The organism is Ezakiella massiliensis (assembly GCF_059862345.1).
Map to the genome: position 1 here is coordinate 35,738 of NZ_JCBCEO010000008.1, position 24,922 is coordinate 60,659.

A 24,922-nucleotide genomic window follows, 5' to 3' on the forward strand; every position below is an offset into this window, starting at 1 on the left:
AAGATGCAGGCAAAAAGCTTGCATCTTTTTTGTTAGCAACCCGTTAGCAATATGTTATCAACCCGTTAGCAGTAAAATATTATATAAATTTTTTATTGACGATTTGTATGGTATTTTTTGTACCCAGTAGGTTCACAGTTTGTACCCAGTAAATTTTACAAAGAAAAAATTAATGGGAATTTTAAGTATATATGGCAAAATTATTTGTTACTAATATAATTAAAAAATAAAAAACCGCCTTAGATAAGATCCAAAGCGGTATTATTTGGTGCTGACGAGAGGACTTGAACCTCCGGCCTGCTGGTTACGAATCAGCTGCTCTACCAACTGAGCCACGTCAGCTCAAACTAGAAATTATTTTAACAGATTTAATTCAAAAAATCAATCGTCAATATAATAGTCGTCGCTGAATTCGCTGGCCCAATTTTGAGCTTTTTTGCCGTCAATATTTCTAAAGAATTCATTGTTGGATGACAAATCCATTTGAGGAATTATCTTCATCTTCATGAGTTCTTTTAATTTTATAATCATAAGATTTTCGTCCACGCACTCCAAACTTGCCATCTCATTAATGCTTTTGCCTTCTTTTAGATAATCTAAAACATCTTGGTCGTTAAGCAAAAGGTGGGCAGCAAAAATATTGGCCTCTACCTCCTGAGCATTTCTAAAAGTAAAAATCTGCTCGGCATTTAAATCGTCATCGCTGTGATAGTATTCGTGGCCGAGCTCGTGGGCAAACATCATTCTGAGGTGGTTGTCGTTCAACTTTTTATTGTAAAAGACGTATTTGTCCCCCAGGATAATTTTAAACATGCCAAGAAGCTTGGTGTCCTCGCTAAAGGCCTTTACATAAACGCCTCGCTCTTCTAAAATGGTCTGCGGATCGCGGGTCTCGTGAAATTCAATTAGATCATTTACATCCTCATAAATTTTTCTGGCCAATTAGAGTTTGCCTTCTTTCTTTTTGCGTTCAGTTTCCCTGTGCTTGGCATCGTAATAGGCTTCTTCAATGGTGTCAAGGACGGCTTTTTTATCTTCTAAGGTCAAGTCTCCGCCTGCAAAGAGTCCGATAACTCCATTTATAAGTTCGGTTGCCTCTTGCATGCCAATCTTGCCAAAATCGTTGTGGGCTTGAAAAATAAAGGACTCTTCGTCTGTGAGCAAGTAGTTTACATTTACATCAAAAAGCTCGCTTAGCTGATTGTAAGTCTCACGCTTGCGGGGTCTGATGTTTTCGTTTTCATAGGCACATATAGTCCGCGTGCTCATGCCGATCATATCGCCCAACTCTTGCTGGGTCCAACCCTTGGCTTCTCTTAATTTTCTGATTTTAACTCCAAATCCCATTTTATCCTCCTTAATATATAATTAATATTGAAATAACGAACTCCAACTGCATTTATATTAGCATATTTGAAATTAAAATGCAAGTTACAGTAAATTTTTCAAATAAAAAAGCTCCAAGATTTTTTCTTGGAGCTCTTGTGATATTAATTAAGGGAATTTATTAATTTATAAATTATATTTGCAAATTCAGCCCTGGAGATTTCTTTTACGACCACTTGATTGCCTTCAAAAGAAAAATCCATAAGTCCGAGTTCAAGCATCTTTATAATGCCATCTCTATTCCAATCGGCTAGGAATTTGTAATTGTCCTTGTTGATTGAATTTATATTAGAGGTTTTTAATTCTAGTTTTTCAATTGCCCTTGCAAGGATCACAGCCAGTTCTTCGTTTGTAATAGATTTATTTGGCTTAAAGGTTTTATCTTTAAAACCTTCAACTAGGCCTTTTTCATTGGCCCAATTAACGGCTGTGTAAAACCAATTTGTCGGAGCGGAATCCGTAAAGTTGGATGGATTCGCATAAGTCTTATCATTTGCAAGTCTGTAGAGAACTTGGGCTACCATAGCACGAGAGATACTTGTATGTGGGTCAAAATTATTTTTGCCCGTTCCTATAAGCACAGACCTGTTGGCCAGGTCAATGATGGCCTCTTGGTAGTGGCCAGGCAAATCTCCTATGTCAGAAAAATATGAATTTAAAATGGCCTCTGGTATTGTGACTTTTTCTTCAATTATTTCGTCTTTACTTTCATCCTTTGTTTTTCCTTCAGCCTTGTCATCTTTATTTTTTGCAATATCAGAAGAATTATTTTTATTTGAATTTAAATAGTCGTAATTTGGATGCCAGTAGTAATCGTAGTAGTCATACTTGTAATCGTATGAAGGCCTGTCATTATTATTTGGCTTATCATTTACATCAGGATTTTTTTGATCGTCAGATTCTTTATTGTCGTCTGGCTTTTTGTCTTCATCTGGTTCCTCTTTGTCGCCAGGCTTTTCCTTTTCATCATCGTCAGGCTGTTCGGTTTCACCAGGTTTTTCTTTTTCGTCAGGGTTATTGCCAGGCTCTTCGCTTTCATCCGGATCTTTATCCTCGTCTGGATTTTCATCTGTGTCTTTGTCATCGCCAGGCTCTTGATCTTCACCAGGATTTTGCTCTGGGTTATTGCCAGGCTCTTCAGTTTCGTCTGGATCTTTGTTATCATCTGGGTTTGGTTTTTCTTCTTCTATTTTATTCCATCTTGCATATAAGTTCATGTCAGACTTTATAGGACTTGAAAAATTAAATTTCTTTGTAAATTTAGAATCAGTGTACCAACCGTCAAATTCAAAACCTTCTTTAGTTTCAATTGTAGGCTCTTTAGCCTGTGAATCGAATTCAACCTCTTGACTTGGAATGTTTCCTTGGTCGAGAACGAAAGATACAGTATATTTTTTCTTTTTCCATCTTGCATATAAGTTCATGTCAGACTTAACAGGGCTTGAAAAATCAAATTTATTTTTAAATTCAGAATCATTGTACCAACCGTCAAATTCAAAACCTTCTCTTGTTTCTATTTTAGGCTCGGCCGCTTGTGAATCGAATTCAACATTTTGGTTTGAAATTTCTTCTCCTTCAAGCACGAAGGATACAGTGTATTTTTTCTTTTTCCATCTTGCATATAAAGTAAGTTTGGATTTTATAGGACTTGAAAAATCAAATTTCTTTGTAAATCCAGGATCAGTGTACCAACCGTCAAATTCAAAACCTTCTCTTGTTTCTATTTTAGGCTCGGCCGCTTGTGAATCGAATTCAACATTTTGGTTTGAAATTTCTTCTCCTTCAAGCACGAAGGATACAGTGTATTTTTTCTTTTTCCATCTTGCATATAAAGTAAGGTTGGACTTAACAGGGCTTGAAAAATTAAATTTATTTTTAAAATCAGAGTCTGTGTACCAACCATCAAATTCAAAGCCTTCTTTATCTTCAATTGTAGGCTCTTTAGCCTGTGAATCGAATTCAACCTCTTGATTTGGAATGTTTTCTTGGTCAAGCACGAAGGATACAGTGTATTTTTTCTTCGACCATCTTGCATACAAAGTAAGTTTGGATTTTATAGGACTTGAAAAATCAAATTTACTTGTAAATCCAGGATCAGTGTACCAACCATCAAATTCAAAACCTTCTCTTGTTTCTACTGTTGGTTCGGTTGCATTTGTATCAAATTCAACCTCTTGACTTGGAATATCACTTCCTTCAAGCATGAAGGATACTTTATACTTATCAAAATTTTCCTTTTCCCACCTGGCGATTAAAGTCGTATCTTCGTAGATAACTTTATTAAATAAAAATTCCTCATCACCCTCATACCAACCTAGGAACTTATATCCTGTTTTAGTAGGGATATCAGAAGGTTTTATAGGAATTCTCCTGAATCGTACTGGCATTGGTGGGAATTTCTCATCGTTGTTAGCACCATCAGTATCAAAGCGAATATGGTAGGTCCTATTTGTTATATTGGCTGTTATTATGACAGAGGAAATATTAACACCCTGTATATGTTTTTCCTCTAAAGTACCTATATCGTCAATTGAATTAAATTTAAATCCATTTATTTCATAATTGACTATTTCATAAACCTCTCCCCAAGTATAAATTTTGTTAGATTTTGGATTTTTAATTTCAGATTCCCTATTATTAAATTCTTTTAAAAACAATGGTAAAAATTGCGAAAGATCAGTCTCTCCAATGATAGCATATTGATTATTGAGATTTAAAAACCTATATGGCTTATTTCTATCTTGCTTTGTATTAAAGCTAATTTTATATTTTTTAATACTAATCTTAGGATATAGGGTTATGTCTTCGTTAATAACCATTGGAGAGATAAAAGGGGTTTTAAGCTCTTTATCAATATAAATGTCACCTATGGAATAACCTATCTTATTAAGCACATCTTTAATTTGGTATTCATAAAGCTTATGGCCTTTTTTTACTTGCATGTTTTTGCCATCTGCATACTTACCTTCAAAGCTAATGGTTACCATATCATCGCTTGGGTCTGCCGCTTTTATTGTAGATGGTATAAACACACCTAAGGTCATAAGTCCACAAATTATGTAAATTAAAAATTCCCTCATAATTAATTCCTCCGTCTTATAATATTCTATGTATTTATCTTAGCAAAAGCCCACTTTTATTTCAATAGATTAAAGAGGCTTTAAATAAAATTTTAGCTTTGTCTTATATAATAGAAGGGAGTTTTAATTGCTTGAACTTTCTTTTTTAATGGTGTAAAATAAATTTGTAAGTTTATGACCTAAGCCTTGCAAGTTAAAAATAAAAATAAAAAAACGCCATGATACTTCATAGCGTTTCGAGTGGTGCGCCATCAGGGACTCGAACCCTGGGCCCATTGATTAAGAGTCAATTGCTCTACCAGCTGAGCTAATGGCACGCGTTATTTAACTCATAGGTGATATTATAGCACGATTATTTTTAAATTGCAAGTGTTTTTATAAAAAAAATTAGGAGGAATTTAAAATGGATTTACAAAAACAAGTTGTTGAACGTTTAATCAAGTATGCAAAGATTTACACAACATCAGACGAGGCTAGCGAAACTGTCCCAAGTACAAAGAGGCAATTTGATCTGGCCAATGTCTTGGTCGAAGAGCTAAAGGGTTTTGGTCTGGAGGCAAGGGTTGATGATAAATGCTATGTATATTCAAAACTTCCAAAGAATACTGATGGCCTGCCAGCTATTGGTTTGATTTCACACATGGACACAGCTCCAGATATGACTGGGGAAAATGTTAATCCGCGTATAATAGAAAATTATGACGGAGGGGACATCAAGCTTGACAAGGACGGCAAATTTATTTTGTCTCCAAAGGATTTCCCAGAACTCGCAGATAAAAAAGGCAAGACTCTCATTGTAACCGACGGGACAACCTTGCTTGGATGCGATGACAAGGGCGGCATTGCAGAAATTATGACTGCTATCGAGTACTTGCTTGCAAATCCAGATATCAAGCACGGGGATATTTTAATTGGTTTTACACCTGACGAAGAAATTGGCAGGGGAGCTGACTGTTTTGACGTGAAAAACTTCGGAGCAGATTTTGCCTTTACAATTGATGGCGGAGCTATTGGTGAGCTTGAATACGAAAACTTTAACGCAGCTACTGCAATCGTAAAAATCCAAGGCAGAAATGTTCACCCAGGTTCAGCCAAGGGCAAGATGAAAAACTCTCTTATCATTGCAATGGAATTATTTAATATGCTGCCTACTTTTGACAGGCCAGAATTTACTGAAAATAGGGAAGGCTTTATCCACTTGAACGACTTGAGCGGAAATGTGGACGAAAGTGAAATGGTCTTTATAATTCGCGACCACGACCACGAAAAATTTGAAGCAAAAAAAGCTATGATGCAAAAGGTTTGCGATTTCATCTGTGACAAGCACGGAGTCGAAATCGATCTGAATATGACAGATAGCTATTATAATATGAGAGAAAAAATCGAAGAGGATATGACTCCAGTTAACCTGGCGATAAAGGCCATGGAAGAGGCTGGTGTTGAACCAAAGATTGAACCTATCAGAGGGGGCACAGACGGAGCCAGACTTTCATACATGGGTCTGCCTTGTCCAAATATTTTTACCGGTGGTTACAACTACCACGGTAGGTTTGAATACGCTGTTGCAGAGGAAATGGCAAAGGCTGTTGAGGTGATTTTAAAAATTGTTGGCAAGTAAAAAAACACTTCTATTGATCCTCAGCCTGTGCATGTTGGTAGTTGCGTGTTCGCCAAAAGTCGAACCAGTGGCCACAAATCCTCCCCAAGCGGAGAGGGAAATAAATATTGAGGTCATGGAGACTGAAGCAATCGACAAGGACCTCTTGCAAGTCTTGACCAATGGCATAGAGGGAGTTTTCAACCCACTCTTTGCAATGACCGAAGGAGACAAGGCCATAAGTCATTTGATGTTCCTGCCCTTTATCGGCATGAAGGCAAATATGGAGGTGGATCCGCAAAATGGTCTGGTATCTTCAATGACTAGGGAGGGTTACAGCCTGAGCTTTACCATTAGCGATGATGCTAGATGGTGGGACGGTAATCCAGTAACCGCAAATGATATTTATTTTTCCCTAAGAGTCCTCCTTCACCCTGAATATTTGGGAGAAAAAAGACGGGGAGAGCTTTTGTATATTACTGGCGCCAGAGATTATAACAACGGCCTAGCGAGTGGGATTAAGGGCGTAGAAGTTATCGATGAAAAGCATTTAAAAATTAATTTTGACAATTTTCAAGATTCGTTTTACTATGCCTTGGACTTCAGACCAATTCCAATTCACTACTATCAAGGGGCGAGGATGAACGATGTTAGAAGGCTCAATTCAAAGCCCTTGGGTAATGGGCCATATATGCTCGCAGACTGGGAGAAAAATAATTTTGCAAATCTTGAACGCAATGATGATTTTAAATACCCAACCAATATTAAAGAGCTATCCTTGAGGGAGTTTTCAGAAGAAAATATAGTTGTAAATATGCTAAGAGGGCATATAGACGCGGCGAATATTTATAATGATTTGGAGGCCTTGGGCCAAAGTCAAATTAAAAAGAATTTTGAGAAAAATTCCGTTATAGAAAATGAAGTAATCCTTCTTAGGATTTCAAATTATAATGGCATGGAAGATCTGACCAGGCGTGAACAGATCATTGATATTATAAAAGATTATAGGCCAGGAGATGGGATTAAGTTTTCTCACTCGCTTATAAGTCATACTAACAAGGCTTTTTTTGACATGGACTATGAGGACAAGAACCTGGAGAAAAATTATAAATCCATTCCGCTAAACCTAGTTTACGAGGACAATCCCTACATCAGAAATATAGCCCAAGATTTAAAAGACCTACTTTCAGACTATGGTTATATTGTAACTTTAAATGGGGCTTCGCCTTATGACCTGATAAGCACAGCTAGCAAGCTTATAAATTCAGGCAGGAGTGTTTTGGTATTAAATTCCTTTAAGCATGGTTATATGCCAGATTTTTCTCGAGAGTTTTCAAGTACTGGGGATGGCAAATACCTTTTCCATGATTTGGACTTGGACGAGGAAATATTTGAACTCTTAGTTGATAAAAAGTCAGACCTAAAAGATGCTTACAAGCTCTTGTGCACGGATATTAAAAATAAAAACATTGCCATTGGTTTTGGAAATCCGATTACAGAGACATTTATCAGGAAGTCATTAAGAGGATTTTTAAACACAGAGTTTACAGACTGGTTTGACTTAGCAGTTTGGGATATGTCTTGGGAATAATTTGGACATATAAGACCAATATGTTATAATAAAAATACAAATTAAAACAGGAGGAAGAAATGATTAGAGTTTTTTCAGAAACAAAGCCTCTGGAAGAGGTAATTTTGCACAGACCTGGCAAAGAACTTTTGAATTTGATGCCAGATATGCTAGAAGAACTTTTGTTTGACGAAATTCCTTATTTGGATAAGGCCATCGAAGAGCACGATGCTTTTGCAGAAATTTTTAGGAACAATGGGGTAAAAGTCCTTTACCTTGAAGATTTAGCTGCTGAAGCTATCAAGGCTGGCGATGTCAAGGAAGATTTTATAGATGAATTTATAAAAGAAGCCCATGTCTTTAGGGATGACGAAGTAAAATATCTAAAGGATTTTTTAAAGGACTTAGATGAAAAAGAATTAGTCTTAAAGACCATGGAAGGGATTAGACGCGAAGATATGCCAAAGGTAAATGGCGGCAGGCTAACAGATTTTGTGGCCAGAGATGATTATTTTTTGACCAAGCCAATGCCAAACCTATACTTTACCCGCGACCCATTCTCTTTGATGGGAACAACAGTTTCCCTAAACAAAATGTGGAGCGATATTAGAAATCGTGAAACCATTTACGGTAAATATATCTTCAAGCACCATCCTGATTTTTTGGGTACTGAATTTGTTTATTATAGAGATGAAAAGTTTTCCATCGAAGGTGGAGACGAACTCATTATAAATGAAGATACAATCGCAATTGGCATTTCACAAAGGACAGACGCCAAGGCAGTTGAAATAATTGCTGAAAATATTTTGAAAAAAGGCGAATTTAAAAATGTACTCGCTTTTGTAATTCCGAAGAAGAGGGCCTTTATGCACTTGGACACAGTTTTTACCATGATCGACGAAGATGTATTTACAGTCCACCCAGAAATCGAAGGGCCACTTGAAGTCTACAGGATGACTTTGGATGGGTCAAAGGTTGTCGTGGATAGAATCGAAGGCAACTTGGAAGCAATTTTATCCAAGGCTCTTCACAAAGACCACATCAAAGTCATTAGATGTGCAGGCGGCAATCCAATTGACGCTTCACGCGAACAATGGTCAGACGGTTCAAACACCCTTGCCATTAAACCAGGCGAAGTAATCGTTTACGATAGAAACACCGTTACCAACGAAGTCCTCGACAAGGAGGGCATCAAACTCCACGTTATGGTCTCAGGTGAACTAAGTCGTGGACGTGGGGGCCCAAGATGTATGAGCATGCCTGTAAAGAGGAGTTTATAATTTTATAAAAATAAATTTATATCAGCTAGTTTTTACTGGCTGATTTTTTTGCAAAAGTTTGTGCAAGCAGTTACTACTTGTCTGGGTGTATATCATAGGAAGTATTTAAATGCATTCATGGCTTTTATGTTAAAAAATTTTTATAAATTCATTGCAATTGATTTACACGTTTGTTATAATAAAGTTATAAAATAAAAGGAGGTATTTATGAAAAGAGTATTATCACTAGTTCTTGCAGCTCTATTAGCTGTAAGCGCATTTTCTTTTGGCGTCCGCGCTGAAGGAGAAGAAATGGAAGTTTATGAGGGCTTTAAGATGGCAGACAGTTCACTGTCGATCAATGTTGATGGTAAGGAAGACAATTTAAAATTCTACCTACTTAAATGGATCGAAGAAGGAGAAGATGGACCTAGCGAAAAGATGATGAATGTCATCAAACTTCGCGATATCGCCAAGGCTTTTGAAGGCACAGATGGCAAATTTGCAGTCAATTGGAACAAGGAAGCCAATGCTGTTGAAATTACCAAGGGCGAAGATTATGTCGAACTAGGCACAGAATTTGCTCCTGTAGATTTTGATACAGCCGAGATTCAAAAATCAGCATGCAAATTTACTGTTGACGGTGAAGAAGCTCAAATCAACAGCTGGGTTATCAACAAAGAAAACTATGTACAAATTTCAACTTTCAAAAAAGCTATGAATAACTTCAGATATCGCCCAGACTTTAAAGATGGCAAGATCAACTACATTTCATTTGACAAGTCAGATATAGAAGCTTTTGACATGGCTAAATACAATGAAATTATTGGTCAAAAAGACTTTACTGTAGTTTATAGCTGGGGTCCATGGTGCTATTGGTCAAAACTTTCCAGACCAAGAATGTATAAACTTCAAGAAACAATCGAAAAAGAATATCCAAATGTTCAAATCTTTGGCCTTGTAAACAACTATACAGATTACACAGTTGAAAACATCAAAGCTTTAGATGAAGGTAAAGATGTTCCTTGGACAGAAGTCGGTGGCAGAAAAGAAGCTTACGAATACTTTGAAAAAGTTATCGACTACTCAATGAACTGGTTCCCAACAATCTTTATTGTTGACAAGGAAGGCAAGATGGTCGGCAAATCATTCGGTGAAACATGGGATGTTGTTGAACAAGCTTATGCCGATGAACACGGCCTAAATGTCGAAGACGATTGGGAAGACGAAGTATTCTTTGAAATGTACGATTCAATCTTTGATGCATTTATCAAACAAGTAAATGAACCACTTGAAACTGAAGAAAAGAAAGAAGAAACCAAGGAAGAAGAAAAAGCTGAAGCTGTTGAAATCCTATTTCCAGAAATCAACGAAGAATTGTTAAAGGAATTAGAAGAAGGTAAAAAACCTTATCTATTTGTAGCTGAAGACTTGGTAAAAGAATATGTTGCCAAGGAAAATCCTGAAGCTAAATTCGAAATCAAAGAACAAAAAGAAGAAGGCGACCACATTATTTTCACAGTAGCTGTAGAAGGCAAGGAAGATGTCATGGTTAAACTAATGAAAAACCCTGTCAAAATCGGCGAAGAAGAAAAAGAAATTTGGGTTGTTATAAAATAAAAAGTTTTAAATGGCTCGCGTTTAAACGCGGGTCATTTTTTATTGGCTTAAATCTTTTGCTTTTTTAAAAAATATTTAAAAAATATATTGACAGCTTATAACTGTTATGTTATAATTATAACAGTTATAACAGGTAAAAAATTAGGCGGTGGAATATGCATATTCAAATTAACAATTCAAGTGAAGATCCGATTTATTTGCAAATTAAAAATCAAATTAAGGCACAGGTCTTGTCTGGCGACTTGCACGTTGGCGATAAGTTGCCTTCGATTAGGTTTTTGGCAAAAGAGCTTAGGATAAGTATGCTTACTGCAAAGCGTGCTTTCGATGAGCTAGAAGTTGAAGGTTTTATAAATTCCATTCAAGGAAAGGGGAATTTTGTGGCCCCGCAAAACAAAGAGTTTATTAGAGAAGAGTACCTAAGGCAAATTGAACTTAAGCTCCAAGAGGCTATTGACTTATCTCAAATTGCAGATATATCAGGAGAAGAACTTGTCTTTATGTTTAAAGCTATGTTGGAGGGTAAATATGAGTGATTACGCTATTGACGTCAAAGGACTTACAAAGAAATTTGATGATTTTGTCTTGGGGCCAATTGACCTACGCATCCCGAGGGGAACTATTGTTGGCTATATTGGCCAAAATGGGGCCGGCAAAAGTACGACAATAAAATTATTGTTGGGGCTTTTAAGGGCGGATTATGGAGAAATAAATATTTTAGGGGAAAATAGCACTAGGGATGTTGAAATTAAGGACAAAATAGGCGTTGTTTTTGATGATTTATATTTGCCGCAGGAACTTAATGCGATACAAGCTGAAAAGTTTTGTTCTAAGGTTTATAAAAGTTGGGATAAAAAAAGGTTTTTTGAACTAAAAAATGAGTTCAATCTGCCAGACAAAAAAATTATAAAAAATTATTCACGCGGTATGAAAATGAAACTTGGAGTAGCTATGGCCCTATCTCACCATGCTGAGCTTTTGATTTTAGATGAGGCTACAAGTGGACTAGATCCAATTATAAGAGATGAGATTTTAGATATTCTCTTGGATTTTATGCAGGATGAAAAGCACACGATTTTAATTTCTTCTCATATTTTGTCGGACCTAGAAAAAGTTTCTGATTACATTGCCTTTATAGACAATGGAAAACTCTTATTTTTTGAGGGTAAGGATGAATTAAAAGATAAGTATGCACTTTGTTCTCTTTCAAATGAGGAGGCAAATAACCTTGATAGGTCAATAGTAGTTGGTAGGAGGGTCCATACTTTTGGTCAAGATTTGTTGATTATAAAAGATCAAGCACCAAAAGGAATTGATCTTCAAAAACCAACCATCGAAGATATAATGATTTATTTTGTAAGAGGTGATAAAAATGAAAGCTCTAATTTATAAAGACTTGGCAACCTTAAAGAAAACACTGATACCTTGTATTATAATTTCATTTGTAGCTATTAGCTATGGAATTTACTCAAATGCTTTTCTGATAACACCAATGCTATGTGTTATGCTGCCCTTGGTTTTAAATTCCAGCTCCTTCGCTTATGATGCGGCTGCAAAATTTGAAAGCCTGGCTTTTTCAATGCCAATAGCTAGGAAAGATTATGTGTTTAGTAAATTGTTTTTCCCAGCTGTTTTTGGAATATTTGGTTCTTTATTTATTTTTGTGACCCTTTATATTCAAAATAAATTTACTATTCCAAATATTATTATCATATCTTTAATAGTATTTGCTATGGCAATCTTAATACCATCAATTCAACTGCCTTTTCTCATTAAATTTGGAGCAGAAAAAGGTAGGATAATCATGGTGATAACTTATGCTTTAGTTTTTGCGGGGTCTTCTGTATTGAAGGAATATATTCCTGGGATTTCAAGATTTTTTTCAGAAATAAGTAGGGGCTCCTTATTAAAATTAACACTAATAGTCCTTGGTATTTCTGTTTTGTTAATAGGTCTTACTGTCTTTATATCAATTAAAATTATAAATAAAAAAGAATATTAAAGGCGTGCCCAAGATTTATTTAATAAGTCTTGGGTCTTTTTTTGGGTATGTAGGTATTAGAGGTGATTTGATGGATAATTATAAAGAGGCTTTAAAAAATATATTAGAAGAATACCAGGCTCAGGCCCAATTAAAGGCAGGGGAAATTTTTGTAATCGGCTGCTCAACAAGCGAGGTTGTGGGCGGCAGGATTGGCAAGAATTCTTCCATGGATGTGGCTGAGGACTTTATTCATGTGTTTTTAGATTTTGCTCATAAATATAATTTGTTCTTGGCCTTCCAAGGCTGCGAGCATATAAATAGGTCCTTGGTTGTAAGTCGGGCTTGCATGGAGAAATATAACTTAGATCAGGTCAGCGTTGTGCCAAAAATTCACGCTGGCGGGTCCATGGCAACTGTAGCCTATGAAAAAATGTCTGACCCAGTCATGGTTGAGACCATCCAGGCCCATGGCGGTATTGATATTGGAGATACTTTTATTGGCATGCACATAAAGGCGGTTGGCGTTCCGGTTAGGGTTAGTGTAAATAATATTGGCTCTGCCCATGTGACTTTGATTAGGAGAAGGCCAAAATTAATTGGCGGCCAGAGGGCCGAATATAAATAATATAGTACAAATAATTTAAGGAGAAATATTATGATTTATGATTTTGTAGTAAAAGACAATGAAGGAAATGATGTTAAGCTAGACAAGTACAAGGGCAAGGTTTTATTAATTGTAAACACCGCGACCAAGTGTGGCTTTACTCCCCAATACGAGGGCTTGCAAAAGCTTTACGAAGAATACAAAGACCAAGGCTTTGAAATCTTAGACTTCCCTTGCAATCAATTTGGCCACCAAGCCCCAGAAGATGATGCAGGCATCCAAGGTTTTTGTTCTCTGAATTATGGGACGACCTTTGATCGCTTTGCCAAGATCGATGTAAATGGCGAAAACGAAGAACCCTTATATAGGTATTTGAAAGACCAAGCCGGCGGAGTCTTGGGCGATGATATCAAATGGAATTTCACAAAATTTTTAGTAGACAGAGAAGGAAATGTCGTAAAGAGGTATGCTTCTCAAAAAACTCCAAGGAAAATTGGAGAGGAGATAGAAAAACTCTTATAAAAATATTTTATTTTCCCACATTTTATGTGGTTTTTTTATTGCAAAAAATTTTTGTAAGTGCTATAATCTATTTAAAGAAAATTTTAAATAGATGGGGGTGGGGAAAATTATTTCAGATGTACTGGCCTGTTTGGCTGATGATAATAGGAGAAAGATAATCGAGACTTTAAAGCGCGGGAAAATTTCTTCGGGCGACTTGGCTGAAGAAGTTGGCATGAGTCCCCAGGCCCTGTCTTATCATCTGGCAAAACTAAAAAAGGCGGACTTAATTTACGAGACAAAATATAAAAATTTTATTTATTATGAACTTGACCTGAGTATCTTGGACGAAGTGCTCGTATGGATTTCAAATTTGAAAGGAGACGACAATGAGAAAAAAATGGATTAAAATACTGACCTTTTTGCCACTTATTTTGGCAATCATAGCTGTGGGCTTTATGGATAAAAAAATTCCCATACACTATGATACTGCTGGCAATGTGGATAGGTGGGGGAGCCGGTATGAAATTTTTGTTCTGCCAATAGCGACCTTTCTGATGGCTGGATTTTTGCTTTGGATGCAAAAATTTGCCGCCAAGCAAGAAAGCCAAGGAAATAATAACGAAAAATATATAGACCTGACTATTATTGTTTGCTTGATAATTTTTAATGTTATAAATTTTCTTATTATATACAGCGGCCTTGTAAAATTAGAAAAGCTAGAATTTAAGGGGATAGGCCTTGCACAGATTATGTTTGGACTGACTGGTTTATTGTTTATATTTTTAGGCAACAAGATGCCAAAATTAAAAAGAAATTCCCTGGTGGGACTTAGGACCACGTGGTCAATGGCAAATGATTATGTGTGGAAAAAATCGCAAAGATCAGCAGGAATAATATCTATTGTAATGGGTATAATTTTCATGACTTTTCCTATAATCTTTAAATTAGAGAAGGCATTAATATATTTTTTAATGATCCCACTCCTGTGTGTCATCGCAATGATTCTGTCTAGCTATATTATCTATAAAAAATACGGGGACATTGAGGATAAATAGAATACAAATAAAAAAACACAGTTTCTCATGACATATCATTTGAAGCTGTGTTTTGTTTTTTATTTTATATTGTAAGTCCGGCTGACAATCTTTCTAAAAAGTTTGCGGGCTGCTGTAAAGTCCTCTTCATTTGGATGCTGCTGTCCAATATTTCTGGCCAGGGTCTGTATGGGCGTTGGATAACCGGGATGGCTGGGTGGCCGGGCATTTATTTCGTCCAGCTTTTCCTTAGAAATTTCTCCCTGGCAAATAAAAGTACCAAGTACACGGTTGGATTCATCTATAACTTCTCCTGCCCGGTAAAAAACTCGGGAGGCCTGCATGGAATAGGGGTAGGCACCAAGTGTTGCAAAGAGTCCTATATTACAAGATCTAATTGATTTTAAAAAGTCCATGGCCTCTTCGTTTGGGTAGCCCTTGTCCACCCAAAAACCTGCAAATACATAGTCATAATTCTCTAATTTGTAGTTTTTTGCCTGGTCCATGGGAATCAAGGTTGCATAATCTTTGAACTCATCATATATGGCCTCGGCGACAGCTTTTGTATTGCCAGTTTGGCTGGAATAAATTACAAGAATCTTCATAATGTCCTCCTAAAATTATTTTAGCAAATAGAATAATTATTGTCAAGGTAATATTATTTATAATTACTTGACAAATTATTATATTTTTTATAAAATATATGTAATATTATATGGAATCGGAAGATAAATTTGTTTTTATTCAATTTATTTTCAAAAAATTCAAAAGGAGAATGAAATGGCAAATATTGATTTTAACAAAAAGCATTTAAGTCCTCATCGCAGAAAAATGATCAAGACCTTTGTGGACTGCACTAGAAATATTATTAAAGAAGATGGCGTAAGAGGAGTTACTATCAAGAAAATTTCCGATACGACAGAGCTTAATACCGCAACTATTTACAATTATTTTGAAAACATTGATCATCTCATGTACTTTGCAGTTATGGATGCAATGGATGATTATCTGGCAGACTTATCAAACTATGTAAAAGAGGGAGACGATCCACTTTTTGTTTACAAACAAGTATGGGTTTGCTTTGCCAAGAATGCTTTTAAAAAGCCTTACGAATATCTGGAAATATTTTTCTCAGACATAGCTCATGAAAAGGATTATTATCTCCACCAATATTATAAGGCCTTCCCAATTGAAAATGATGGCTTCCCTGCTTATCTCGACAAGGTACTCACAGCACCTAATTTGAGAGATAGGACCATGGTCTTAAGTGAAGTTTGCTTAAATGTAGGCTACTTCAACGAAGATGGAGCAGAAAAAGCCAATTGGATGCTCTACTATATATTTGAAGGCATGCTAAGGCGTGTTCAAAAAAAAGACCTAGATGCAGACCAAGCGGCCAAAGAATTTGCAGGCTATGTTGAAATAGTAGTCGAAAGATTGAGGCTTAAATAATTTAAAAAATCTAATATAAGCTGGCTAGACCAGTAAAATAAAATGGATCCTAAGGGGGTCCATTTTTTTGCTTTAAAAATTAATTTGTATATACGTAGGTAACTTACAATTGAAATGAAACTTTCTTTTGCAGAAAGATATATCCGCAATTCATTTGCAACTTAAAATTAAAATGAATTTATATTTTGCATGAAAAGAGCTTTTTAAATTTATTTGCATTTTACAATTGAAATGAATTTTTATTTTGCAGAAAGACAGCTTTGTAAATTCACTTTGTATCTTACAATTAAAAATAAAATTATAATTGCAATTAATTTTGCTGATCACAAGCTTTAAAGAAAATAAAAGTCAAGGGAAATTAGTATTTATAAAATTTTTCTAATAACTTGATTAATTTCTATTACTTAGGGTATAATAAAAAATAGAGTTAGCACTCACCAGACTAGGTTGCTAATAAATTTGTTTATATTAGGAGGTATTTATGAATATTAAACCATTAGGAGATAGGCTCCTTATTGAAAAAGTTGAAGCAGAACAAACTACAAAATCAGGAATCGTTCTGCCACAAAGTGCTCAAGAACAACCAAGCATTGCAGTTGTCAAAGCTATTAGCGGAGAATTACTCCAAGACGACAGACGCAAAGACCTTGTTAAAGTTGGCGACAAAGTTATTTTTTCTAAGTACTCAGGCACAGAAATCAAAGACGGCGACAAAGAATACTTATTAGTTAAATGGATAGACGTTTTAGGCGTTATAGAATAAGATAGGGGGAATTATTAATGGCAAAAGATATTTTACATGGTAGCGATGCTAGAAAGGCTATGGAAGCCGGCATCAATAAACTTGCAGATACAGTTAAGGTAACACTTGGACCTAAGGGCAGAAATGTTGTCCTCGAAAGACCTTATGGGTCACCACTAATTACAAATGACGGTGTTTCAATCGCTCGTGAAATCGAACTCGAAGACAAGACAGAAAACATGGGTGCCCAACTTCTTCGTGAAGTTGCAACCAAGACCAACGATGTAGCAGGTGACGGTACAACAACAGCTACAATTTTGGCTCAAGCTATTGTCAAAGAAGGTTTGAAAAACTTGGCTGCTGGATCCAATCCAATGATCCTACAAAAGGGAATTAGAAGAGCAGTTGATCAAACAGTTGAAAGTTTAAAGAACGCTTCAGTTAAAATTGATGATAAGGCTTCAATTGCAAACGTTGCCAGCATTTCAGCAGGCGACAAGGAAATTGGTGCTCTAATTTCTGACGCTATGGAAAAAGTTGGCAAGGACGGCGTTATTACAGTTGAAGAATCAAAGAGCATGGGCACAACCTTAGATGTTGTTGAAGGTATGCAATTTGACCGCGGCTATGTATCAAGCTACATGGTTACAGATTCAGAAAAAATGATTGCCGAACTCGACAATCCATATATTTTAATTACAGATAAAAAGATTACCAGCATCCAAGATATACTACCACTTCTAGAACAAATCGTTCAAAGCTCCAGACCACTCTTAATCATTGCTGAAGACATCGAAGGCGAAGCAATGGCAACTCTTGTTGTAAATAAATTAAGAGGAACATTTAACTGCGTTGCAGTTAAGGCTCCTGGCTTTGGCGACAGAAGAAAAGACATGCTCCAAGACATTGCAATTCTAACTGGTGCAACAGTTGTTTCAACTGATTTAGGTTACGAATTAAAAGACACCACAGTTGATATGCTAGGTACCTGCCAAAAGGTAAATGTAGAAAAAGAAAATACAATTATCGTTAAAGGTGCAGGAGATGAATCAAAGGTTAACGACAGAATCAAACAACTTCGTGCTCAATACGAAGAATCTGATTCAGAATTCGACAAGGAAAAACTTCAAGAAAGACTAGCTAAACTTGCAGGCGGCGTAGCCGTTATCCAAGTTGGTGCAGCCACAGAAACTGAATTAAAGGAAAAGAAATTGAGAATCGAAGACGCCCTTGCAGCTACACGTGCAGCTGTTGAAGAAGGCATCGTCTCAGGTGGCGGTGTTGCATTACTTGACACAATCGAAGACGTTCGTCCACTCCTAAACGAAGTTGAAGGTGACGAAAAAACAGGTGTTGCAATCGTTTTAAGAGCTCTTGAAGAACCACTCCGTCAAATTGCAGAAAACGCAGGCAGAGAAGGCTCAGTAATCGTAGAAAAAGTTATGCATTCAAAACGCGGCGAAGGTTACGACGCTCTAAACAACGAATTCGTAAATATGATTGAAGCTGGCATCGTAGACCCAACCAAGGTCACTCGTTCAGCCCTACAAAACGCAGCCTCAGTTGCATCCATGATCCTAACCACAGAAGCAACAGTAGCCGACCTACCAAGCAAGGAAGATCCAATGGCAGGAATGGCTGGAAGTAATGGCATGCCGATGGGCATGATGTAAAATTTATGATCTAAATGGCGCCTTTCACTTGTTTCGAAATATTTGCTCACTGCGATGTAGGTTGACTACATCTCATTCGCAAAATTTCTGCACAGCGTGAAATCCATCCATTTATCTTCATAAATTTATCTGAATAAATTTTTTATCGGTTCATGTAGCGGCTAACTTTATGTTAGCCAAAACCGATAAAAAATTAGCCACTTCAAATCTCATCAAATTTACCAGCTAAATTCACAGCCTCGTTCTGTATAGAGGAATTAAAAAGAAAGAATTTTTAGTCGACGTATTGATTTACGTCGGCTTTTTTATTGTGTGTATTATTAAATATAGTTAATCTTGGGTAAGTAATGATTAGGTGATGAAATGGAAAAATATTTTATAATTGAAGGAATGCATTGTGCATCCTGTGTTAACAGAATAGAGAAGGTTGTTGGAAGGATGGATGGAGTTGGCGAGGTTAATGTCAACTTGTCCTTGGCCAAGATGCGGGTGGTCTATGATGAAAGCAAGACTTCGGCCCGGGCTATTTGCCAGGCTGTAAATGGGATTGGCTTCAAGGCAACCGTCGAGGAAACGAGAGATCCTGCCAGAGACCAGGAGAGAAAAATAAAAGAGTATAGGGATTATAAGAGGCGGTTTATAATTTCTGCTATTTTTTCCTTACCGCTATTTTTGGTTATGTTTTTTCACATGGCGGACGTCCATGTATTTTTTGGCGAACCCATTTGGCAATTTGCTTTAGCGACTGTAGTTCAGATTTACATTGGATGGATTTTTTACCGGGGTGCATATCTTAGCATCAAGGGCGGGGCCATGAACATGGATGTACTGGTTGCCTTGGGCACGAGTGCGGCTTATCTATATAGTATTTACAATTGGATAGTTGGCGATCCACATCTTTATTTTGAAAGTTCAGCTATGATTATAACTTTGGTTTTACTTGGCAAGACTATGGAGTCACGGGCCAAGGGCAAGACTAGTGAGGCCTTGTACAAGCTAATTGATTTGGCGCCAAAGAAGGCGACTTTAATAATTGATGGAGAGTATGTAGAAATTCCTGCAGACGATTTAAAAATCGGCGATCAAGTTTTAATTAAGGCAGGGGAAAGCGTTTCTTGCGATGGTATTATCATTAGCGGGGAAACGTCCATAGATGAATCCATGCTTACTGGTGAGCCGATTCCCGTTGACAAGGAGGCGGACGATAGGATTTATGCAGGGACTATTAATGGAGCGGGGACAATTGTAGCTCAAGTTACAAAAAATCCTGGCGAAACGGGCCTGGCCAAAATTATTTCCATGGTCGAAGAAGCCAATAATAAAAAAGCACCCGTTCAAAGGGTGGTAGATAAGGTTTCATCAATCTTCGTTCCAGCGGTTTTAATCATTGCCCTGGTGACTTTTGTAGGCCACATGATTTTTGCAGGAGATTTTAGACAGGCTTTGATTGCTGCTGTTTCGGTTTTAGTTATAGCTTGTCCATGTGCACTTGGTCTTGCAACACCGACTGCAATTATGGTTGGGACTGGCAAGGCGGCCAGCGAAGGAATTTTAATCCGAGATCCTGAGGCTTTGGAAAATGCCCACAAGATTCAAGTTGTAGCCCTGGATAAGACGGGGACAATTACCGAGGGCCGACCGATTGTAAATGAAATTATAAATGTAAGTGGCAATGAAGAGGACAATTTGGATATAATTTACTCTATGGAAAAGCAAAGTGACCATCCAATTGCCAAGGCCATAGTAGATCATTTGTCTGGTAGAAAAATAATTGAAGGAAAACTTACAAATCTAAGCGGTCGGGGCATTAAATTTGAAACTTCTGACCAAGAATATATGGCTGGATCTTTTAAACACTTGAGGGAAATCGGAATTGATTTAGATCCTGTTACAAATTTATTAGACATGGGTAAAACTTATGTGGGACTTGTAAGTGGCAATGAATTATTAATGGCCATCTCACTTGAGGATAAATTAAAGGCTGATGCAATAGAATCAATCAAAGCTCTTCACGAACTGGGTTTAGAAGTTATGATGCTAACTGGAGACAGCCAGTCATCAGCAAAATTAATTGCTGACCAAACGGGCATTGACGATTATAGGGCAGAGATTTTGCCTCAGGATAAATTAAATATCATAAACGACTTAAAGAAAATAAAAAAAGTCGGAATGGTTGGTGATGGCATTAACGACGCGCCTGCTCTTGCAGCAGCGGATATAGGTTTCGCCATGGGCACGGGCACGGACATAGCCATTGAATCAGGAGATATAACCCTGGTCGGTGGTGACTTAAAACAAGTCCACCGGGCCATTGACATTTCCAACAAGACTATAAGGACCATAAAACAAAACCTGTTTTGGGCCTTTATATATAATATAATAGGAATACCGATAGCGGCACTGGGATTTTTAAATCCAATGGTGGGGTCACTCGCCATGGCCTTCTCATCGGTAAGCGTAGTAACAAACAGTTTAAGACTAAGGAGGAAATAATGGAAAGAATTAATATCAAGGGAATGACATGTGAAAATTGTGTAAAGTCAGTTAAGGAAGCTATGGAAAAAATTCCAGGCATCAAAAACGTAATTGTAAACCTAGAAGAAGGTTTTGCAGAATACGAAGGACTTATCCCAAAGAACTTGGTAGAAAAAGCAATCGAAGCCATCGGCTTTGATGTAAAATAAGCTTTTAAAAATTTAATCTAAAGAAAACAAAAGCTAGCTTACAAATCGTAAGCTAGCTTTTGTTAAAAAAAGAAAGAAAATGATTAGTCCTCTTTTACATATTTATAAATTTTCCACAAGAGGAAAATTTGGATTAAATCCGGCAGGATCCTAAATACAAATAATGATAAGAAATTGTACAATTTCATTTGACTTAAGCCGTCCATATTAAATCCTCCTCATCTTTTTTGATTTGAGCTCTTTTAAGATCATCCACAATAGGCCAATCTTGATAAGAGCAAGTGCAAATTGAAGTAAGTTTGCCCACAATAATTTCTCCATAGAGCCTCCTTGAATGTTTGATAATACTAAAAGGATTTTAATATTAATTGCCACTACTTATCAACGTTATTATATCACAATTAATTTAAAAATGCAATTATTTATTTGTTTTTTTATAGTAAAGCAAAATTTATTTTATTTTTAAATTTGACATTTTAAAATTATATGCTATAATTTATTTGTAATTTAACAGGACTTTAAACTTTGTCGGGCGTGAAAAAGCTTGACTTTTTTTGTTGGTCGTGTTATTATTATGGGTGTGCTTGTAAAGATGAGTGCACTATAGATAAAAGGAAAAGGAGGATGAATATGCCAACAATTAATCAATTAATTAAACAAGGCAGAAAGAAAGTTGTTAAGAAATCTAAGACACCAGCTCTTGGATATAACTTCAACACTCTTCAAAAGAGAAACACACCAGTAAACTCACCACAAAAACGTGGAGTTTGTGTTGCTGTAAGAACTGTTACACCTAAAAAACCTAACTCAGCTTTGAGAAAAGTTGCTCGTGTACGTTTGACAAACGGTGCAGAAGTTCTAGCATACATTCCTGGTATCGGACACAACCTTCAAGAACACTCTGTTGTTCTATTAAGAGGAGGCCGTGTTAAGGACTTACCTGGTGTACGTTATCACGTTGTACGTGGTTCTCTAGACGCATCTGGCGTTGACAAGAGAAAACAAGGCCGTTCAAAATACGGTGCAAAAAAAGCTAAATAATAAAAAGATAGTTTAGCGAAAACTCATATCCTTTTATCATGAGGGATGTGAGCTTGGACACACGCAAAAAAATGCGAGTACCAATGAATTAATTTATGTTAAGGAGGGAAGAGAATGTCAAGAAAAGGTCACATTCCTAAAAGAGAAGTACTACCAGATCCAATTTATGATGATGTGGTGGTAACAAAATTAATTAACAACATCATGCTTGACGGTAAAAAGGGTATTGCCCAAGAAATCGTCTATGGAGCATTTGAATATGTTGGAGAAAAAACAGGTGAAGATCCTCTAGAAGTATTTCACAAGGCATTAAACAACATTATGCCAGTACTAGAGGTAAAGGCAAGAAGAATCGGTGGGGCAAACTACCTTGTACCGATGGAAGTTAGACCTGAAAGAAGACAAACACTAGGATTAAGATGGTTAACAGTTTTCTCAAGAAAGAGAAGCGAAAGAACCATGGTTGAAAGACTAGCAAAAGAAATCCTAGATGCTACAAATAACCAAGGTGGCGCTGTCAAAAAACGTGACGAAATGCACAAGATGGCAGAAGCTAACAAGGCATTTGCAAGCTATAGATACTAATTATAATAAGGAGGCAAGATGGCGGTTACACCATTAGAAAAGCTAAGAAATATCGGAATTATGGCCCACATCGACGCAGGTAAAACAACCACTACGGAAAGAATTTTGTTCTACACAGGTAAGATTCACAAGATTGGTGAAACTCACGAAGGTGCAGCTCAAATGGACTGGATGGCTCAAGAGCAAGAAAGAGGTATCACAATTACCTCAGCTGCTACAACAGCTTTCTGGCACGATTATCAACTAAACATAATCGATACCCCAGGCCACGTTGACTTCACAGTTGAAGTAGAACGTTCACTTCGTATCCTAGACGGTGCCGTTGCACTATTCTGTGCAAAGGGTGGTGTTGAACCTCAAAGTGAAACTGTATGGCGCCAAGCTGATAAATATAAAGTTCCAAGAATTGCATTCGTAAACAAAATGGACAGAACGGGTGCAGACTTCTTCCGTGCAATCAGAATGATGAAGGAAAGACTTGGAGCAAACCCAGTTCCGATTCAATTACCAATAGGTAAAGAAGATTATTTCAAGGGCATTGTAGACTTGGTTAAAATGAAAGCTGAAGTTTACTACGATGACCTTGGTAACGATATAAGAGAAGAAGAAATTCCAGAAGATCTAAGAGATCTAGCTGATGAATACAGAGAAAAATTAATAGAATCAATTTCAGACTACGATGATGAAATCATGATGATGTTCCTAGAAGGAGAAGAAGTTCCTGAAGAAAAAATCGTAGCAGCCCTCAGAAAGGCAACAGTTGCTAACTCAATCACACCAGTACTTTGCGGATCAGCATATAAGAACAAGGGAGTTCAACCTCTACTTGACGCAATCGTTGCATATATGCCAAGTCCACTAGATGTACCAGCTATTGAAGGTGTTGATGCTGAAGGAAACGAAATTACCAGACACGCAGGCGATGACGATCCACTAAGTGCTCTAGCATTTAAGATTGTTACAGACCCATTCGTAGGTAAGCTCGCTTACTTCAGAATATATTCAGGATCATTAAAATCAGGATCCTATGTCTACAACTCAACCAAGGGCAAGAGAGAAAGAATCGGTAGAATTCTACTCATGCACGCAAATAAACGTGAAGAAGTTGAAGAACTACACGCAGGTGCAATCGGTGCAGCTGTAGGTCTAAAATTTACAACAACAGGGGATACACTCTGTGCTGAAGAAGCACCAGTAATTCTAGAAAACATGGAATTCCCAGAACCAGTTATCTCAGTTGCTATCGAACCAAAGACCAAGGCTTCACAAGAAAAGATGAGTATCGCACTTGTTAAACTTGCAGAAGAAGACCCAACATTTAAGACCTACACAGACCATGAAACAGGTCAAACAATTATCGCAGGTATGGGTGAACTTCACCTTGACATCATCGTTGACAGACTATTAAGAGAATTTAAGGTTGAAGCTAATGTTGGTAACCCACAAGTTGCTTACAAAGAATCAATCACATCCTCAGCAGAAGCTGAAGCAAAATACGTTCGTCAAACAGGTGGTCACGGACAATACGGACACTGTAAACTCAGAGTTGAACCACAAGAACCAGGCAAGGGCTACGAATTTGTTAACGCAATCGTCGGTGGTGTTATTCCTAAGGAATTCATCGGCAGCGTAGACGCCGGTGTTCAAGAAGCTCTAGAAAGCGGTATTATCGCAGGATACCCAGTACTAGACGTAAAGGTAACACTCTTTGACGGATCCTACCACGATGTTGACTCCTCAGAAATGGCCTTTAAGATCGCCGGTTCAATGGCAGTAAAAGATGCTTTACAAAAAGCCAGCCCAACCCTACTTGAACCAATGATGAAGGTTGAAATTACAACTCCAGAAGAATACCTAGGAGACGTAATGGGAGACGTAAACGGCAGACGTGGCAGAATCGACGGCATGGAACTAGAAAATGGATTACAAACAATTCACGGATTCGTTCCACTAAGCGAAATGTTCGGATATGCAACAAGCTTGCGTTCAAACACACAAGGTCGTGCAAACTACTCAATGGAATTTGACCACTATGAACCAGTTCCAAAGAGCATTGCAGACGAATTAAGTAAAAAACAAGATTAATATATATTTGGAGGTAATTTAT

24 protein-coding genes and 2 tRNA genes are annotated in these 24,922 nt (G+C 37.1%); 19 read left to right on the forward strand and 7 right to left on the reverse strand.

All coding sequences use genetic code 11. The annotated features are described in order from the left end of the window. Positions 1-266: 266 nt before the first annotated feature. The 5 genes from AC6FXG_RS08610 to AC6FXG_RS08630 form a co-directional block, all read right to left on the reverse strand. A tRNA-Thr gene (locus AC6FXG_RS08610) sits at positions 267-342 on the reverse strand. 39 nt (positions 343-381) lie between these two features. After that, a complete protein-coding gene (locus tag AC6FXG_RS08615; protein WP_500572353.1) occupies positions 382-942 on the reverse strand; it encodes an ImmA/IrrE family metallo-endopeptidase in 561 nt (186 codons plus the stop codon). Further along, positions 943-1,347: a helix-turn-helix domain-containing protein gene (locus tag AC6FXG_RS08620; RefSeq protein WP_075573990.1), complete on the reverse strand. Its 405-nt coding sequence runs from the start codon at positions 1,345-1,347 to the stop codon at positions 943-945. It lies immediately after the preceding gene. A gap of 143 nt (positions 1,348-1,490) precedes the next feature. Next, positions 1,491-4,466: an InlB B-repeat-containing protein gene (locus AC6FXG_RS08625; RefSeq protein WP_500572354.1), complete on the reverse strand. Its 2,976-nt coding sequence runs from the start codon at positions 4,464-4,466 to the stop codon at positions 1,491-1,493. 241 nt (positions 4,467-4,707) lie between these two features. After that, positions 4,708-4,783, reverse strand: a tRNA-Lys gene (locus tag AC6FXG_RS08630). An 86-nt stretch (positions 4,784-4,869) separates the two neighbouring features. Here AC6FXG_RS08630 and pepT point away from each other — a divergent pair. From pepT to AC6FXG_RS08685, 11 genes are all read left to right on the forward strand, one after another. Then, the gene (gene pepT / locus AC6FXG_RS08635) at positions 4,870-6,084 is read left to right on the forward strand and encodes a peptidase T (protein WP_500572355.1); all 1,215 of its coding nucleotides are present in this window, start codon (positions 4,870-4,872) and stop codon (positions 6,082-6,084) included. Further along, the gene (locus AC6FXG_RS08640) at positions 6,074-7,654 is read left to right on the forward strand and encodes an ABC transporter substrate-binding protein (protein WP_500572356.1); all 1,581 of its coding nucleotides are present in this window, start codon (positions 6,074-6,076) and stop codon (positions 7,652-7,654) included. Before pepT ends, AC6FXG_RS08640 begins: the two co-directional genes overlap by 11 nt. 59 nt (positions 7,655-7,713) lie before the next feature. Further along, the gene (gene arcA, locus AC6FXG_RS08645; protein ID WP_500572357.1) at positions 7,714-8,913 is read left to right on the forward strand and encodes an arginine deiminase; all 1,200 of its coding nucleotides are present in this window, start codon (positions 7,714-7,716) and stop codon (positions 8,911-8,913) included. Positions 8,914-9,120: 207 nt separating this feature from the next. After that, on the forward strand, positions 9,121-10,512 hold the full coding sequence (locus AC6FXG_RS08650; RefSeq protein ID WP_500572358.1) for a TlpA family protein disulfide reductase: 1,392 nt from the start codon (positions 9,121-9,123) through the stop codon (positions 10,510-10,512). A 155-nt stretch (positions 10,513-10,667) separates the two neighbouring features. Then, entirely contained in the window at positions 10,668-11,048 is a 381-nt protein-coding gene (locus AC6FXG_RS08655; protein WP_500572359.1) for a GntR family transcriptional regulator, read from the forward strand. Continuing rightward, positions 11,041-11,904 carry an ABC transporter ATP-binding protein gene (locus AC6FXG_RS08660; protein WP_500572360.1) on the forward strand — a complete coding sequence of 288 codons (864 nt, stop codon included), beginning with the start codon at positions 11,041-11,043 and terminating at the stop codon, positions 11,902-11,904. The genes AC6FXG_RS08655 and AC6FXG_RS08660 overlap by 8 nt, the downstream gene beginning before the upstream one ends. Next, positions 11,885-12,514 carry an ABC-2 transporter permease gene (locus AC6FXG_RS08665; protein WP_500572361.1) on the forward strand — a complete coding sequence of 210 codons (630 nt, stop codon included), beginning with the start codon at positions 11,885-11,887 and terminating at the stop codon, positions 12,512-12,514. The genes AC6FXG_RS08660 and AC6FXG_RS08665 overlap by 20 nt, the downstream gene beginning before the upstream one ends. A gap of 70 nt (positions 12,515-12,584) precedes the next feature. Then, positions 12,585-13,121 (forward strand): TIGR01440 family protein, encoded by a 537-nt coding sequence (locus AC6FXG_RS08670; protein WP_500572362.1) that lies wholly within the window; start codon positions 12,585-12,587, stop codon positions 13,119-13,121. Positions 13,122-13,151: 30 nt separating this feature from the next. Beyond that, positions 13,152-13,622, forward strand: a complete 471-nt coding sequence (locus AC6FXG_RS08675) for a glutathione peroxidase (protein WP_099950254.1) — start codon at positions 13,152-13,154, stop codon at positions 13,620-13,622. Between the two features lie 91 nt (positions 13,623-13,713). Next, the gene (locus AC6FXG_RS08680; RefSeq protein ID WP_500572363.1) at positions 13,714-14,010 is read left to right on the forward strand and encodes a metalloregulator ArsR/SmtB family transcription factor; all 297 of its coding nucleotides are present in this window, start codon (positions 13,714-13,716) and stop codon (positions 14,008-14,010) included. Beyond that, positions 13,991-14,659, forward strand: a complete 669-nt coding sequence (locus AC6FXG_RS08685) for an SdpI family protein (RefSeq protein ID WP_500572364.1) — start codon at positions 13,991-13,993, stop codon at positions 14,657-14,659. The genes AC6FXG_RS08680 and AC6FXG_RS08685 overlap by 20 nt, the downstream gene beginning before the upstream one ends. A 59-nt stretch (positions 14,660-14,718) precedes the next feature. On the opposite strand, the gene AC6FXG_RS08690 is transcribed toward AC6FXG_RS08685, so the two are convergent. Further along, the gene (locus AC6FXG_RS08690; protein WP_500572365.1) at positions 14,719-15,243 is read right to left on the reverse strand and encodes a flavodoxin family protein; all 525 of its coding nucleotides are present in this window, start codon (positions 15,241-15,243) and stop codon (positions 14,719-14,721) included. Between the two features lie 175 nt (positions 15,244-15,418). On the opposite strand from AC6FXG_RS08690, the gene AC6FXG_RS08695 reads away from it, so the two are divergent. From AC6FXG_RS08695 to AC6FXG_RS08715, 5 genes are all read left to right on the forward strand, one after another. Next, positions 15,419-16,090, forward strand: coding sequence for a hypothetical protein (locus AC6FXG_RS08695; RefSeq protein ID WP_500572366.1), 672 nt, complete (start codon positions 15,419-15,421; stop codon positions 16,088-16,090). A 481-nt stretch (positions 16,091-16,571) separates the two neighbouring features. Further along, positions 16,572-16,853, forward strand: a complete 282-nt coding sequence (locus tag AC6FXG_RS08700) for a co-chaperone GroES (protein ID WP_500572367.1) — start codon at positions 16,572-16,574, stop codon at positions 16,851-16,853. Between the two features lie 17 nt (positions 16,854-16,870). Then, positions 16,871-18,505: a chaperonin GroEL gene (gene groL / locus AC6FXG_RS08705; protein ID WP_500572368.1), complete on the forward strand. Its 1,635-nt coding sequence runs from the start codon at positions 16,871-16,873 to the stop codon at positions 18,503-18,505. Positions 18,506-18,868: 363 nt separating this feature from the next. Next, positions 18,869-20,998, forward strand: a complete 2,130-nt coding sequence (locus AC6FXG_RS08710; RefSeq protein ID WP_500572369.1) for a heavy metal translocating P-type ATPase — start codon at positions 18,869-18,871, stop codon at positions 20,996-20,998. Beyond that, the gene (locus AC6FXG_RS08715) at positions 20,998-21,189 is read left to right on the forward strand and encodes a heavy-metal-associated domain-containing protein (RefSeq protein ID WP_075573972.1); all 192 of its coding nucleotides are present in this window, start codon (positions 20,998-21,000) and stop codon (positions 21,187-21,189) included. Before AC6FXG_RS08710 ends, AC6FXG_RS08715 begins: the two co-directional genes overlap by 1 nt. Before the next feature lie 83 nt (positions 21,190-21,272). On the opposite strand, the gene AC6FXG_RS08720 is transcribed toward AC6FXG_RS08715, so the two are convergent. Then, positions 21,273-21,395 (reverse strand): hypothetical protein, encoded by a 123-nt coding sequence (locus tag AC6FXG_RS08720; RefSeq protein WP_500572370.1) that lies wholly within the window; start codon positions 21,393-21,395, stop codon positions 21,273-21,275. 424 nt (positions 21,396-21,819) lie between these two features. On the opposite strand from AC6FXG_RS08720, the gene rpsL reads away from it, so the two are divergent. The 3 genes from rpsL to fusA all read left to right on the forward strand — a co-directional run bounded on the left by rpsL (position 21,820) and on the right by fusA (position 24,900). Continuing rightward, positions 21,820-22,230, forward strand: coding sequence for a 30S ribosomal protein S12 (rpsL, locus tag AC6FXG_RS08725; protein WP_296255656.1), 411 nt, complete (start codon positions 21,820-21,822; stop codon positions 22,228-22,230). A gap of 114 nt (positions 22,231-22,344) precedes the next feature. Continuing rightward, positions 22,345-22,815 carry a 30S ribosomal protein S7 gene (gene rpsG, locus AC6FXG_RS08730; RefSeq protein ID WP_075573970.1) on the forward strand — a complete coding sequence of 157 codons (471 nt, stop codon included), beginning with the start codon at positions 22,345-22,347 and terminating at the stop codon, positions 22,813-22,815. 18 nt (positions 22,816-22,833) lie between these two features. Next, on the forward strand, positions 22,834-24,900 hold the full coding sequence (fusA, locus tag AC6FXG_RS08735) for an elongation factor G (RefSeq protein ID WP_500572371.1): 2,067 nt from the start codon (positions 22,834-22,836) through the stop codon (positions 24,898-24,900). The last annotated feature ends 22 nt before the right edge of the window (positions 24,901-24,922 follow it).

Coding starts and splice junctions, on each gene's coding strand:
- AC6FXG_RS08650 (WP_500572358.1), top strand. CDS start 9,121: ATGAAAAGAGTATTATCACTAGTTCTTGCAGCTCTATTAGCTGTAAGC.
- AC6FXG_RS08720 (WP_500572370.1), bottom strand. CDS start 21,395: ATGGACGGCTTAAGTCAAATGAAATTGTACAATTTCTTATCATTATTT.
- AC6FXG_RS08680 (WP_500572363.1), top strand. CDS start 13,714: ATGGGGGTGGGGAAAATTATTTCAGATGTACTGGCCTGTTTGGCTGAT.
- arcA (WP_500572357.1), top strand. CDS start 7,714: ATGATTAGAGTTTTTTCAGAAACAAAGCCTCTGGAAGAGGTAATTTTG.
- AC6FXG_RS08700 (WP_500572367.1), top strand. CDS start 16,572: ATGAATATTAAACCATTAGGAGATAGGCTCCTTATTGAAAAAGTTGAA.
- AC6FXG_RS08620 (WP_075573990.1), bottom strand. CDS start 1,347: ATGGGATTTGGAGTTAAAATCAGAAAATTAAGAGAAGCCAAGGGTTGG.
- AC6FXG_RS08715 (WP_075573972.1), top strand. CDS start 20,998: ATGGAAAGAATTAATATCAAGGGAATGACATGTGAAAATTGTGTAAAG.
- rpsL (WP_296255656.1), top strand. CDS start 21,820: ATGCCAACAATTAATCAATTAATTAAACAAGGCAGAAAGAAAGTTGTT.
- rpsG (WP_075573970.1), top strand. CDS start 22,345: ATGTCAAGAAAAGGTCACATTCCTAAAAGAGAAGTACTACCAGATCCA.
- AC6FXG_RS08690 (WP_500572365.1), bottom strand. CDS start 15,243: ATGAAGATTCTTGTAATTTATTCCAGCCAAACTGGCAATACAAAAGCT.
- AC6FXG_RS08695 (WP_500572366.1), top strand. CDS start 15,419: ATGGCAAATATTGATTTTAACAAAAAGCATTTAAGTCCTCATCGCAGA.
- AC6FXG_RS08655 (WP_500572359.1), top strand. CDS start 10,668: ATGCATATTCAAATTAACAATTCAAGTGAAGATCCGATTTATTTGCAA.
- pepT (WP_500572355.1), top strand. CDS start 4,870: ATGGATTTACAAAAACAAGTTGTTGAACGTTTAATCAAGTATGCAAAG.
- groL (WP_500572368.1), top strand. CDS start 16,871: ATGGCAAAAGATATTTTACATGGTAGCGATGCTAGAAAGGCTATGGAA.
- AC6FXG_RS08660 (WP_500572360.1), top strand. CDS start 11,041: ATGAGTGATTACGCTATTGACGTCAAAGGACTTACAAAGAAATTTGAT.
- AC6FXG_RS08675 (WP_099950254.1), top strand. CDS start 13,152: ATGATTTATGATTTTGTAGTAAAAGACAATGAAGGAAATGATGTTAAG.
- fusA (WP_500572371.1), top strand. CDS start 22,834: ATGGCGGTTACACCATTAGAAAAGCTAAGAAATATCGGAATTATGGCC.
- AC6FXG_RS08670 (WP_500572362.1), top strand. CDS start 12,585: ATGGATAATTATAAAGAGGCTTTAAAAAATATATTAGAAGAATACCAG.
- AC6FXG_RS08685 (WP_500572364.1), top strand. CDS start 13,991: ATGAGAAAAAAATGGATTAAAATACTGACCTTTTTGCCACTTATTTTG.
- AC6FXG_RS08665 (WP_500572361.1), top strand. CDS start 11,885: ATGAAAGCTCTAATTTATAAAGACTTGGCAACCTTAAAGAAAACACTG.
- AC6FXG_RS08625 (WP_500572354.1), bottom strand. CDS start 4,466: ATGAGGGAATTTTTAATTTACATAATTTGTGGACTTATGACCTTAGGT.
- AC6FXG_RS08710 (WP_500572369.1), top strand. CDS start 18,869: ATGGAAAAATATTTTATAATTGAAGGAATGCATTGTGCATCCTGTGTT.